Annotated in this window: 11 protein-coding genes; 2 read left to right on the forward strand and 9 right to left on the reverse strand. The window is 62.9% G+C overall.

Annotated elements, in window-relative coordinates:
* Window positions 1-30 precede the first annotated feature (30 nt).
* Window positions 31-906, reverse strand: coding sequence for a branched-chain amino acid aminotransferase (locus H0S73_RS18495; protein ID WP_181053526.1), 876 nt, complete (start codon window positions 904-906; stop codon window positions 31-33).
* 169 nt (window positions 907-1075) lie between these two features.
* On the opposite strand from H0S73_RS18495, the gene H0S73_RS18500 reads away from it, so the two are divergent.
* Window positions 1076-1750, forward strand: a complete 675-nt coding sequence (locus H0S73_RS18500; RefSeq protein ID WP_181053527.1) for a haloacid dehalogenase type II — start codon at window positions 1076-1078, stop codon at window positions 1748-1750.
* A 124-nt stretch (window positions 1751-1874) separates the two neighbouring features.
* On the opposite strand, the gene H0S73_RS18505 is transcribed toward H0S73_RS18500, so the two are convergent.
* From H0S73_RS18505 to H0S73_RS18515, 3 genes are all read right to left on the reverse strand, one after another.
* Window positions 1875-3257, reverse strand: a complete 1383-nt coding sequence (locus H0S73_RS18505; protein ID WP_181053528.1) for a M20/M25/M40 family metallo-hydrolase — start codon at window positions 3255-3257, stop codon at window positions 1875-1877.
* A gap of 79 nt (window positions 3258-3336) precedes the next feature.
* Window positions 3337-3795, reverse strand: a complete 459-nt coding sequence (locus tag H0S73_RS18510) for a GNAT family N-acetyltransferase (RefSeq protein ID WP_181053529.1) — start codon at window positions 3793-3795, stop codon at window positions 3337-3339.
* A 30-nt stretch (window positions 3796-3825) separates the two neighbouring features.
* Window positions 3826-5364, reverse strand: a complete 1539-nt coding sequence (locus H0S73_RS18515; protein ID WP_181053530.1) for a helicase HerA-like domain-containing protein — start codon at window positions 5362-5364, stop codon at window positions 3826-3828.
* A 304-nt stretch (window positions 5365-5668) separates the two neighbouring features.
* Between H0S73_RS18515 and H0S73_RS18520 the strand changes: the two genes are divergently transcribed.
* The gene (locus tag H0S73_RS18520; protein WP_181053531.1) at window positions 5669-5989 is read left to right on the forward strand and encodes a transposase; all 321 of its coding nucleotides are present in this window, start codon (window positions 5669-5671) and stop codon (window positions 5987-5989) included.
* A gap of 819 nt (window positions 5990-6808) precedes the next feature.
* Here H0S73_RS18520 and H0S73_RS18525 read toward each other — a convergent pair.
* From H0S73_RS18525 to araD, 5 genes are read right to left on the reverse strand one after another with little or no spacing between them, the layout of a single operon-like run.
* On the reverse strand, window positions 6809-8812 hold the full coding sequence (locus H0S73_RS18525) for an alpha-glucosidase (protein ID WP_181053532.1): 2004 nt from the start codon (window positions 8810-8812) through the stop codon (window positions 6809-6811).
* A 9-nt stretch (window positions 8813-8821) separates the two neighbouring features.
* Entirely contained in the window at window positions 8822-9586 is a 765-nt protein-coding gene (locus H0S73_RS18530) for an SDR family NAD(P)-dependent oxidoreductase (protein WP_181053533.1), read from the reverse strand.
* Window positions 9587-9598: 12 nt separating this feature from the next.
* Window positions 9599-10480 (reverse strand): SMP-30/gluconolactonase/LRE family protein, encoded by an 882-nt coding sequence (locus H0S73_RS18535; protein ID WP_181053534.1) that lies wholly within the window; start codon window positions 10478-10480, stop codon window positions 9599-9601.
* An 11-nt stretch (window positions 10481-10491) separates the two neighbouring features.
* On the reverse strand, window positions 10492-11298 hold the full coding sequence (locus tag H0S73_RS18540) for an HpcH/HpaI aldolase family protein (RefSeq protein WP_181053535.1): 807 nt from the start codon (window positions 11296-11298) through the stop codon (window positions 10492-10494).
* Window positions 11299-11307: 9 nt separating this feature from the next.
* On the reverse strand, window positions 11308-13041 hold the full coding sequence (gene araD, locus H0S73_RS18545; protein ID WP_181053536.1) for an L-arabinonate dehydratase: 1734 nt from the start codon (window positions 13039-13041) through the stop codon (window positions 11308-11310).
* Window positions 13042-13091 lie beyond the last annotated feature (50 nt).

A 13091-nucleotide genomic window follows, 5' to 3' on the forward strand; every position in this document is an offset into this window, starting at 1 on the left:
CTATGACGTTCGGGAATTTACCCCGAACGATCAGGCGGCCTTGAGGATACCCTTGTCGTGGGCAAAGGCCCAGTAAAGCTCGCGCGCCAAGCGATAGAACGGGCCGGGCTGGAGATCGCGGCCGTCGATGCGCAGCACCGGCATCACCTTGGAATAATTGCCCGAGATGAAGATCTCGTCCGCCGTGGCGAAATCCTCATAGCGCAGCGTCCCCTCGACCACGGTCGTGCCGTCGTCGCGCAGGAGCTGGATCACGCGCTGGCGGGTGATCCCGTTCAGGAACGTACCGTTCGGATACGGGGTGTAGACCACGCCATCCTTGGCCATGAAGACGTTGGATGTGCCTGTCTCGGCCACGTTGCCGAGGGCATCGCAGACGAGCGCGTTGTCGAAGCCCTTCTCCCTCGCCTCGCGGAGTACGCGGGCGTTGTTGGGGTAGAGCGCCCCGGCCTTCGCGTCGGTCGGCATGGATTCGAGCGTCGGACGACGGAAGCTCGACTTCATGACGGAGAGGCCGCCCGGCACCGGCATCGGCGCCTCGAACAGCGAAAGGCAGAACTGGGTCGATTCCGGATCCGGCGCAATGGTCGCAAGGCCCTCGGCCTCGCCCCAATACATCGGCTTCACGTAGAGCGCGGTCCCCGGGGCGAACTTCTTCACGCCCTCACGGACGAGATCCATGATGGCTTTGGCGTCCATGGTGGGCTTCAGCCCGATGGTGGGCGCCGAGCGGTTGACGCGCTCGCAGTGCCGGTCGAGATCCGGCGCGACGCCCTCGAACACGCGCGCGCCGTCGAACACGGAGGAGCCGAGCCAGGAGACATGGGAGCGCGGCCCGATCAGGGGCGGGTTGCCCTCATGCCATGCGCCGTCGAACCAGTTCCAGGTCTGCGAATACCAAGCCACTTGTCTCAATCCTTATGGGTCAGAATGACTGCCGTATCGAATCCCTTGCGGCCCCAACCGTCAATCGTTCCTTCGGCCATTGGACCATAAAGACTTGTGATGAGTTTCATGAGGGCAGCTGATCATTGGTCGAATTGCCATTGTCCTCCGCCGATGAGACCCTTGGACCATGTCTTCGCCGATCATCCCAGACCATACCAAGGCCCTCATCTTCGACGCCTATGGAACATTGTTCGACGTGCACTCGGCCGTTGCCCGCCATAGGGCCGAGATCGGACCGGATGCAGCCCGCTTCTCGGATGTCTGGCGCGCGAAGCAGCTCGAATATTCATGGGTGCTCTCGCTTGCCGGCCGCTACGAGCCCTTCTGGAACCTGACCGAGAAGGCGCTGGACTACGCCTTCGCACGGTATCCGGACGTGCCCCCCTCGATCAGGCCGCTCCTGCTGGAGGCCTATCGCAGGCTGGATGCGTATCCGGACGTGCGCGAGACGTTGCGCGCCCTTCTCAGGAAGGGCCTGCGAAGGGGCATCCTGTCGAACGGCGATCCGGACATGTTGAACGCCGCCGTGAAATCCGCCGGCCTTGCCGACGATCTCGACACGGTCCTCTCGGTCGATGCGGCGCGGGTGTTCAAAACGAACCCGCACACCTATGAGCTCGTGCTCCAGGCGTTGTCCATCGCGGCCGACGAAGTCGTCTTCGTCTCCTCGAACCGCTGGGACATCGCAGGCGCCGCGGCGTTCGGCTTCACGCCTGTCTGGGTGAACCGGCTCGGATTGCCGGACGAATATGGGGAGTTGGCTCCAAGCGCGGTGATCAGGTCGCTGAGCGAGCTTGCTTAGGCGCCGCCATGGCCGGGTTTGTCCCGGCCATCCATATCTTATCGATCCGCGCCCCTCTTAAGACGTGGATGCCCGGCACGAGGCCGGGCATGACGCAGCGGTGACCGCAAGATTTTGAGACTGCTTACTTCGCCAGAGCCGCCAGGATCCGCGCCCAGGAGCGGGTACCCTTGTGGAAGCTCTTGAGGTCGTATTTCTCGTTGGGCGAGTGGATACGGTCGTCGTCGAGGCCGAAGCCGACGAAGAGGGTGTCGAGGCCGAGCGTGCGCTTGAAATCGCCGCCGACCGGGATCGAGCCGCCCATGCCGATGACGATGGGATCCTTCTTCCATTCGTCGTGCAGAGCCGATTTCGCCGCCGTGATGGCAGGGAAATCATGCGGCAGCGCCAGGGCGCGGGAGCCCTTGTGCTTGATGAACTCCACCGAGCAATCGGCCGGGATGCGCTCGCGCACGAAGGCCTGGAAATTCGCGGAGATCTTCTCCGGATCCTGATCGCCTACGAGACGGAAGGAAATCTTGCAGCGCGCTTCGGCCGCGATCACCGTCTTGGTGCCCTCGCCCGTGTAGCCGCCGATGATGCCGTTCACGTCGCAGGTGGGGCGCGACTGGATCTGCTCGATGAGCATACGCCCTTTCTCGCCGGCGGAATGCTTCAGCCCGACCTGGCCGAGGAACTCCTCCTCGGTGAGATTGAGGCCCTTCCACTGCTCCAGAACCTGCGTCGGCGTTTCCGGCACGCCCTCGTAGAAATCCGGGATCGTGATGCGGCCGTCGTCGTCGTGGATCGCCGCGATGATCTTCGACAGCACATGGATCGGGTTTCGGGCCGCGCCGCCGAAGGAGCCGGAATGCAGGTCGCGGTCCGCGCAGCGCACGATCACTTCCTCATAGACCATGCCGCGCAGGGACGACGTGATGGCGGGCGTTTCCTGATCCCACATGCCGGTGTCGCAGACGAGGGCCACGTCGGCCTTCAGCTCGGCCTTGTTGGCCTCGATGAACTCGGGCAGGAACTTGGAGCCGTCCTCTTCCGCGCCCTCGACGAGGAAGGTGATGTTGATCGGCAGCGATCCGGTCACGGATTTCCAGGCGCGGCAGGCCTCCACGAAGGTCAGCACCTGGCCCTTGTCGTCGGAGGATCCGCGGGCGCTGATCGCCTTGCGCCCGTCCGGCAGCGTGATGATGCGCGGCTCGAAGGGAGGCCTTTCCCACAGCTCCAGCGGGTCGACCGGCTGCACGTCGTAATGGCCGTAGAAGAGCACATGCAGCTTCGCGTCGCCGCCGGCATGTCCGAGCACCACCGGATGCCCGCCCGTCTCGCGCAGGGACGCCTCGACGCCGATGCCCTTCAGTTCGTCCACCAGCCATTGCCCGGCGGTGCGGCAATGATCCTTGTAGGCCGGGTCGGTGGAGATGGAGGGAACCTTCAACCACTGGAACAGCCGCTCCAGGGAGGCGTCGAGATCGGAATCGATTTTGGAGAGAACTTGGTCGAGCTGGGACATTGGGAACATCTGCCTTGTGGAAGGGTCGCCCCAAGACGTACCCTCATCGCACAGGTCATCGCAAGTATGAGGTTTTGCCTCAGGGTCGGGAGCTCAGCAGCTTCGTCATGTAGACGCGCCGGAAACCCTTTTCCTCGGCGCGATGCGTCTCTAAGAATCCCAGGCGTTCATAGAGACGGATGTTCTCGCTCATCGCCTCGTTCGTATAGAGCCGGATGGCCTTGAACCCACGTTCGCGGGCGAGCCTTTCCGCAAAGGCGATCAACGCACGCCCGTAGCCGCGTCCGTGCCGATCCGGATGCACGGCCACATTGTCGAGAAGCATTGCCCCATCGTCAGGCACGAGAACGAGGATCCCGGCCACCTCCTTCTCGGCGACGAGCACATGGACGCAACGCTTCGCGATGAGCGCGGCATAATCGTCCAGCATCGGCCCGGGCCTTTGCCCGATGATCGGGATGTACGGCGAATAGGCGGCCTGGACGATCGCTTCGACAGCGGCAAGATCGTCGAGCTGCGCGAGGCGGATATGATGCATCGTCGATGCCGAGCGAGGTTCCGGCCGGCGCTACCGCTTCAACAGCCCGCCCAGGGTCCCGCGCACGATGGCGCGACCGATGGAGCTGCCCTGGCGGCCGCCGATGGACTTGCCGATCTCGGCCGCCAGGCTCCCCACCGTCTGGTTGACGACCGTGCGCGTGACTTCGCGGGTCACCCGCTGGGTCATGGTCATGGAACCCTTGCGCTGGCCCGACGTCCCGAAGAGGCCGCCGAGCATGTCGAGAATGCCCCCTCCTCCTTCCGCCGCCTTGGCATCGGCAGCAGCCTTCTCGGCCCGCTTGGCGAGCATCTCGTAAGCGGATTCCGGATCGACCGGCTGGTCGTATTTTCCGCGCAACGGGCTCGAGGCCACGATCTGCTGGCGCTCGGTCAGCTCGATCGGCCCGACCTGGGCCATGGGCGGCGCGATCAGCGTGCGCTCCACCATAGACGGGACGCCTTTCCCTTCGAGCATCGAGACCAGGGCCTCGCCGACGCCGAGCTCGGTGATGGCCTTCTCCGTGTCGAAGGCGGGGTTCTGCCGGAAGGTCTGCGCCGCCACGCGCACCGCCTTCTGCTCGCGCGGCGTATAGGCGCGCAGAGCATGCTGCACCCGGTTGCCGAGCTGCGCCAGGACGCTCTCCGGCACGTCGACCGGGTTCTGCGTGATGAAATAGACGCCGACCCCTTTCGACCGGATCAGCCGCACGACCCGCTCCACCGTCTCGACGAGCACCTTGGGGGCATCGTTGAAGAGAAGATGCGCCTCGTCGAAGAAGAAGACGAGCTTGGGCTGGTCCAGATCGCCCACCTCCGGCAGGTCCTCGAACAATTCGGACATGAGCCAGAGGAGGAACGTCGCGTAGAGGCGCGGATTACTCATCAGCTTGTCGGCCGCCAGGATGTTGACGACGCCGCGCCCGTCGCGATCCGTGCGCATCAGGTCCTTGATGTCCAGGGCCGGCTCGCCGAGGAACTCGTCGCCCTGCTGGTTCTCCAGCACGAGAAGCTGGCGCAGGATCGTCCCGATGGTGGCCTTCGACACATTGCCGTAGGTGGTGGTGAGTTCACCGGCATTGTCGGAGATGAGCTGCAGCAGCGCGCGCAGATCCTTCAGGTCGAGCAGCAGCAATCCTTGCTCGTCGGCGATGCGGAACGCGATGTTGAGCACGCCTTCCTGAGTGTCGTTGAGATCGAGGAGGCGGGAGAGGAGCAGCGGGCCCATCTCGGAGATCGTCGCCCGCACGCGGTGGCCCTGCTCGCCGAACAGGTCCCAGAACACCACCGGGAACTTGTCCGGCACGTACTCGATCCCGATTTCCTTGGCGCGCTTGACCAGGGGCTCCTTGCCATTGCCGGGAGCGGCCATGCCGGAGAGATCACCCTTGATATCCGCGGCGAAGACCGGGACGCCCGCATTGGAGAATCCCTCCGCCAGCACCTGCAGCGAGACGGTCTTACCCGTGCCCGTGGCACCGGTCACCAGGCCATGGCGGTTGGCAAGCCTCAGGTCCAGATATTCCGGCTTGGTGCTTTTACCGATGAAGATCTTTCCGTCTTCGAGCATCGCGTCTCTCCAGCTCCTCTTACAGTCATAGGGGACGCCACGGCTCGTTTCCACTCTCCAACGGAAACGGCAACACAATCGATTGCAGCATTCTCAAACGTGCATATTGCACTTACACAAGTTAGCATGATATTTAGTATCGATATGTAAATTATCTCAAATAAGAGCTATTTGGGAAACCGCTTTGTGGGGCTTCTGTCGGGCCGTGGCCAGCCGCTTCCTGCTCCAGATGATCCTGACGCCGCGCTGATGTTCGATCGGGAGCGGGCCGGACGTGAGGCGAGCCCGGCGGTCAAGCCTCCCTATGCCGCAACAAGGGGGCGCTGCCGGCAAGAAGATCGTCGGGTACAAGCGCCACATCACGGTGGACACCGACGGGCGGCTCCTGATGGTCAAGCTGGCCGCGCCGCCATCTCCGAACGTGCCGGCGCAAGCCATCCTCGACCCCATCCGCAAGCGATGGCCCTGGGTGGCTCATCTGTTCGCCGACAGCGCCGATGAGAGGCTCAAGCTGAGGACAGGCCCCTATCTCGACATTGTCGCCGAGAGTGTCCGCCCCCGCAGAAAAACCAATACAGAGTCACTTCAAGCACAGTGGCATCATATAGGGCAACTAGGGGCGTAAGGGACGAGGGTAGTTTTCACAAGGATTTTATTACACTATATCACATCAAATTGGGTGACTGACGATATCTTTACGAGCCATATAGGCGCTCCCCTCGAACCATAACATAAAGGCGATCATCACATTCTTTGTAGTCAGCTAAGACGAGCTGTTCAGAGATCATAGACACGTTCATTCGGAACTCTGCAGCTGAAGGCACCTCCGCCGAACCTCCACAATCGTATGTTCCAGAAGTCGTTGACGATCTCGCCGCGATCACTGCACTATAATATTAGATTATATGTATCACTGTAGTGAGCTCTGATCGTTTTAACATAGTCTCCTGCCGGTACAGCGCGATGAAGCTCATTGCCGTTTCCATTTTCACTTCCATAACGATGCAGGCGTACGCACGAAAGCTGCAGATTTATACGATGGCTCCGAAGAACAAGAACGATCCGTCATTCGACTACGTCAGCAAGTGTTCGGGTTTTCATATGGGTTGCAGGCTCGAGAAGATGACCACGAGGCGCAAAACATCCGCCTGCGTCCCGGCAAGCCATTGAAGCAGCCAATAACCGACGAAGAGCAGAGGAGAGCTGGCGGCCATGACGAATCCGAACTCCCGCCATGCGAGATTGCGCTATCCTTTCGGAAGTATCGGCGCAGCATTCACCAGCATCAGAACGCTCACGATCATGGCGGCATCGGGCAGCGACAGCAGCTCGGTCAATGCCACTCCGCCTATGATGAGACCGGAGGCGAAGCACGTCAGATTCTGCACATCGGCAGCGACACCTGTCAGTACGAGAGGCCGATGATCTCTGCATCCGACTTCCGTCAGAGGGGCCTCAGGCTCGCGAACAACGGCGCGAACCCCGATCCTGAACGGTAGAACACGGGCGGCTGTCCGAAGGGTGCCGGAACCGTCGCCTCACGCCCGCCGGCGAATGCCTCGCCCGACCAGACATGAACCCATTCTGCGCCTTCTGGAAGATAGACGCTCCATTCCGTCTTCCCCGCCTGCCAGACCGGCGCGACGAGGAGGTCAGGGCCGTAGAGATAGGCATCCTGGATTGCGTAGGTGCGGGAATCGTTCTCGAAATGAAGGAACAGCGGGCGCTGCACCGGCAGGCCTCGCGTCGATGCTTCAGCCACGAGGGATTTCAGGTAAGGCACGAGATGCACATAAATCTGCGTCATCCGGGCGAAATGTTCGAGCACCTGCGGGTCCTGGTCGATCTGAAGGTTGTCGCGCGGGCGGTTACCTTCATGGGTGCGCATGACCGGCGTGAACGCTCCCATCTCGGCCCAGCGCATGATGAGCTCGGCCGTGCGCACATTGCCGAACAGGCTCGTATAGCCGCCGATATCGGAGTGGTGATAGGCATTGCCGAGAAGCCCCGATGAAAGCGCGCCCGACATCACAGTCACGAGCCCGTCGTGGCGGGTGAAGTCGACAGACTGGTCTCCGCCCCACAGCAGGGGACAATGCTTCTGAATGCCCGTGAAGCCGGCGCGCATGAAGAACAGAGCTTCGCCGGTCTTGCCCCGGCTCGCTACCGCGCGCGCATTCACTTCGGCCCAGAGCGTCGGCCACGCATTGTGCATCAGCTTCGCGTCGATGCCGTTGGCGAGCTTCACGTCGATCGGCAGGTACTCGCCGAAGTCGGCCATCCATCCGGAAAGGCCGAAATCGAGCATGTTCTGACCGATCACCCGCTCGGCGAACCAGGCGGATGCGTCCGGATTGGTGAAATCCACGACGCCGCAATCGAACTCGCCGAAATCCACGAGCGCCGTCTTGCCGACCTCGTCTTTGGCGAAATAACCTGCAGCCTCCGCTTCCGGGAACAGCGAGCCGTCGACCGCGAGATAAGGATTCACGTAGCCGAGGAAACGAATACCGCGCTCCTCCAGCTCCGCAATGCGTCGGCGCAGGCCCGGATATCGGTCGTCGTTGGCCTTCCAATCCCAGAACAGACGAGCGCCGAACGAGGTATGGCGCAGGCCCACCCAATCCTCGCACCAGAGGCCCGACACCTTCGTGCCAGCGGCAAGGATGGCGTCCAGGCGCTCGAACGACCGGGCTCCGTCCTTCAGGCCGATGATCGCACCGCCATAGACCCATTCCGGCAACGGCGGCTGACGGCCGAAGCGGTCCGACATGGCCTCGACGAGAGAGATGAAGGTAGGACGCGCCGTGAACTCGATCCGCTCCGGCACGGCCCAGGTCTCGATTTCGTGGAAATTGCCACGGCGGAAGTCGAAGGCCGAATAGGCCGTCGTCTCCACGTGCAGCGCATAGCGCCGGGACGAGAGATAGGTCGGCTGCGGATAATTGGTGTTCCAGTAGTCGCCGCCCGACTTCCCGGTGACATCCGCCTTGAAGGTGATTTCCGTCGTCTTGTCACGGCCTACACCGGGCTCCGACGTCCAGAGAGGAAATTGGCGTCCGCGCATGTCGAGATAGGACATCTGCTCGCCGCCACCCCATACATGCTCGTCCTCTTCCGCATAGATGCGAATCCAGATCCGGTTGAGCGATGCATCCTCGGTCCGGAACGCGATGGTGCCTGTCCGCTCATCTCCCGAAACTTGAAGGATCACCCGGGCCGGCTGCCCCGGCGCCGCTGAAAAAGCGATGTCGGATCCGGATATGACTACGTGCGCGAGCGGGGTGCGCTCAATGACATAGTCCTCGATGTCGAAATTGCCGCGATACATGTCCATCCGGGCATCGCCTTTCCCCACGAAGAGACATGGCGCATCGCCACGCTGGCGCAGGATCAGTCTTCCATCGAGAACGAGATCGAAGCCGTCAGCGGTCGTTTGGATCTGCATGGAAAACTCTCAATTCTGGGTCAGGCCGGCATCGACGATGAAGTTCGCCCCCGTGCAGCCGCCGCTCTCGTCGGAGCCGAGGAACAGCGCCATCCTCGCAACGTGGCTGGCGTCGAGCCGGAACTTCAATGCCTGAAGATCGAGGAACTGCTGGTTCAATTCGGGCGTGAGCCAGAGCTGTTTCTGGCGTTCGGTGAGAATAGCGCCCGGCACGATGCAGTTGACCCGGATATCGGACACTCCCAGCTCGCGGGCGAGCGTGCGGGTCATGCCGTTGATCGCCGCTTTCGCAGTCGTGTATCCGACCATGCCAGGACGACCGCGTATCCACGAGATGGACCCAAGCATGATAATGGAGCCGCCCCCGCGCGTCGCCATACCTTTCGCGACAGCCTGCGTTGCGAAGAACTGATGATCAAGATTCAGCGCGAGGGCTCGCCGCCAGTAATCGGGCTCAACCTCGGCCATGTCGTGCCGGTCGTCCTTGCCGGCATTGTTGACGAGCACATCCACACCGCCCTGATCGCTTTCGATCCTGGCCAGCACCTGCCGGAGCGCCGGAATGTCGGTGATGTCGCAGGCGTGGAAGGCGGCACCCGTTGCGCTCGCCAGCGCGCGCCCCGGCTCCTGCGCGATGTCGATGAACGATACCCGCGCCCCCTGCGCGACGAAAGCCTTCACCATCTCCTCGCCGATTCCGGATGCACCGCCCGTGATGACGACGGAGCGGTTCTTGAGAGAGCGATACTGAACGGTTGTGTAGTCGAATGCCATCGCAGCACAGCCTTAAACAGAAGGGTCGAAACGGGTTTCGGGCAGGCCCGGCACATCGACCGGCATGGAAAACAGACTTCCTGAATGCGGGAAGGCTTCAAGTTCATCGACGGACCGGCCGGTGCGGGCGGAGGTCACAAAGAGCGTCTTCAGGTCAGTTCCGCCGAAGCAGACCATCGTGGGGCACCGGGCCGGAACGGGATATTCGGCCAGCAACCTTCCATCCGGCGCGTAGCGCTGGATCCGCCCACCTTCGAACAAGGCCGTCCAATAGCAGCCTTGAGCATCCACCGCGGCGCCGTCGGGACGCCCGCGATCCGCCTCGGTCGGCTGAAGGCGCAGGAACAGGTCTTTGTTCGTCGCCTGTCCACTCACCGGATCATAGGCATAACGCCAGACCGTGAAGGTCGGGGTGTCGGAATGGTAGAGCGTACGCCCGTCCGGTGAGAAGGCGACGCCGTTCGACGTGAGAATGCCGCTCGCCAGCGTCGCGAGACCTCGACTGTCATAGCGGTAGAGATGCGCCTTGCCGCCATCTTTCGGCTCGTCGATCGTGCCCGCCAGGAAACGGCCGGCCGGATCGACGCGGCCATCGTTGAAGCGGCTGGTGCGCTGGTCCTCCGGATTGTCAGCGAGCTTGCTTTCGCACCTGCCCTGCGGGTCCAGCAGCCAGAGCCCCGAGCGGAACCCCGCAATGAAACCGCCGCCCTTTCGGAATCCGATGCAGCCGATCTCCTCGGGCATCGGCATGACGACATGCTCGCCCGTCGCAGGACGGAAGCGATGCAAGGCTCTCCCCTTGATGTCGACGAAGCACAGCGCCTGCTCGTCGGCATCCCAAATCGGACACTCTCCCAGTTCGGCGCGGACATCGAGAGCGACAGAGAGGGGCATCCTGATGAACCTCAATAGGCGGCGACGGGAGCATCCGGCGAGGCCGGTTGATCGCGCAAGACTCCCAGCCACTCGGAGGCGCGGCTCGTCATCATGGCGATGTCGGACGCTACGGCCACATAGCTGTAGCCGTAAGCCATGAAGCGGCGAACCATGTCCGGATTGGGGCCCACGATGCCGACGGGCTTGCCCGCATTCCGCGCCATCTTGGCGGCCTTCTCGATCAGCGCCTGAACGTCGGGATGCGCGATATTGCCGATATGGCCTATAGCGGCGGCGAGATCGCCGGGACCGACGAACAGCGCATCGATGCCGGGAACCGCCGCGATCTCCGGCAGCCGCTCGATGGCTTCCGGCGTCTCCAGCTGGACGATCACCGCGACCTGATCGTTGGCGCGCTTGAGATAATCCGCCGCGCGACCGAACCGCGAGCCGCGATGAACGGCCGCGACACCGCGAACGCCTTGGGGTGGATACTTCGCGAACGAGACCGCTAGCCGGGCCTCCTCCGCCGTCTGCACGAACGGGAGCATGATCGTCTGAGCGCCCGCATCGAGCACACGCTTCACGAGCACCTGATCGTTCCAGGCGAGGCGCACGACCGCATCGGCTGGCGTGCAGCCGATGGCGCGCAGAATGTGGGCCAAGTCGGAAACTTCGATCGGCACGTGCTCCATATCGACGACGAGGAAGTCGAAGCCGCTGTAGCCCATGGCTTCGGCACTCGCAGGGGCGGCCGCCATAAGCCAGGTGCCGAGCGGCGGGCATGGGCCCGTGCCCTTCAGCCAGCCTTTGAAGCGGTTCTCGATATCGGTCATGGCGTGCCTTTAGAAGATGGACGGCTCGACCACCGGGCCGGGCGCGCTGAGGAAGTCGAAGTCGCAGCCCTGATCGGCCTGCGAGACATGGCGCTGGTAAAGCGCCGCGAAGGAGCGGCCATAAACGTGCGCAGTCGGCTTCCACTCGGCACGGCGGCGCTCCAACTCGGCCTCGTCGACCTTCATATCGATCCGGCCGGCCTCGACATCGAGCTCCACGAGATCGCCCGTCTTGAGGAGGCCGAGAGGTCCGCCGACCGCCGCTTCCGGTGCCACGTGCAGGATGCAGGTGCCGTAATGGGTGCCGCTCATACGTCCGTCGCAGATGCGGACCATGTCGCGCACGCCTTGACGGAGGAGCTTCTTCGGGATCGGCAGATTGCCCCATTCCGGCATGCCTGGAGCCCCGACCGGACCGGCATTGCGGAGAACGATGACCGTATCCTCGGTGATGTCGAGATCGGGATCGTCGATGGTCCGGTTCATCTCGGCAGGGCTGTCGAAGACGAGCGCCGGTCCGACGTGCTTGAGGAACTTCGGATTTGCCGCCGAGGATTTCATCACGGCGCCGTTGGGGGCAAGATTGCCGCGCAACACGGCCAGCGTCTTGCCGCGTGAAAGCGGCACGACTGGATTGTCCTCTCCCCGAATGACGTCATCGTTCCAGCATTCGACTCCAGTGATGTTCTCGCCGAGCGTCCTGCCGTTCACCGTCATGGCGTTTCGCTCCAGGTGCCGCTCAAGCTTTTTGAGCAGCGCGAGCAATCCGCCGGCAAAGTAGAAGTCCTCCATCAGGTATTCGCCGGACGGGAACAGATTGGCGCAGACCGGCACCTTCCCGGCCATGTCGGACATGTCGTCGAGGGTCAGGTCGACATCGGCGCGGCGCGCCATGGCGATCAGATGCACGGCGGCATTGGTGGAGCCGCCGAGCGCCATGTAGGTCACCAGGCCGTTGTGGAAGCTCCTTGCATCGAGGAAGCGAGATGGCTTCAAATCCTCCCAGATCATCTCGACGATGCGCTCGCCGCAGGCGGAGGCCATGCGCGGATGGCCACTGTCGGCGGCCGGGATCGAGGACGCACCCGGGAGCGTGAAGCCCATGGCGTCCACGATGGACGTCATGGTGGATGCGGTCCCCATGGTATTGCAGGTGCCGATGGAACGGGTCATCCGGCTTTCCAGATCGACCCAATCGGCCTGAGTGATGTTACCCGCCCGAAGCTCGTCCCAGTATTTCTTGGTGTGGGTGCCCGCTCCAGTCTTCTGGCCGCGCCACTGCCCGTTCGACATGGGGCCGGCCGGGCAGTAGATCACCGGGATGTCCATGCTGATCGCGCCCATCAGAAGCCCGGGCGTGGACTTGTCGCAGCCGCCTAGCAAAACGGCCCCGTCGATGGGGTGCGAGCGCAGGAGCTCCTCCACTTCCATGGCGAGGAAATTGCGGTAGAGCATAGTGGTGGGCTTCACCATCACCTCGCCGACCGACAATGCGGGCAACTCCACCGGGTAGCCGCCCGCCTGCCAGACGCCGCGCTTGACGGCTTCGGCCCGATCGCGCAGATGCGAATGGCAGGGGCTCAGATCGCTCCAGGTGTTGATGATGGCCACGACGGGTTTGCCGAGGAACTCTTCCCGTCGCAGACCCGTCTGCTGAGTGCGCTGGCGGTGGGCGAAGCCGCGCATGTCGTCCGAGGCGAACCAGCGCTGGCTCCGCAACTCTCCGAGAGATCGGCGTGTCATTTCAAAACTTCCTTCTCCCTTGATGCGGCTGGAAGCCAGGCAGGATCATC

Origin of the sequence: Microvirga mediterraneensis (genome assembly GCF_013520865.1) — a bacterium.
Taxonomy (GTDB): domain Bacteria; phylum Pseudomonadota; class Alphaproteobacteria; order Rhizobiales; family Beijerinckiaceae; genus Microvirga; species Microvirga mediterraneensis.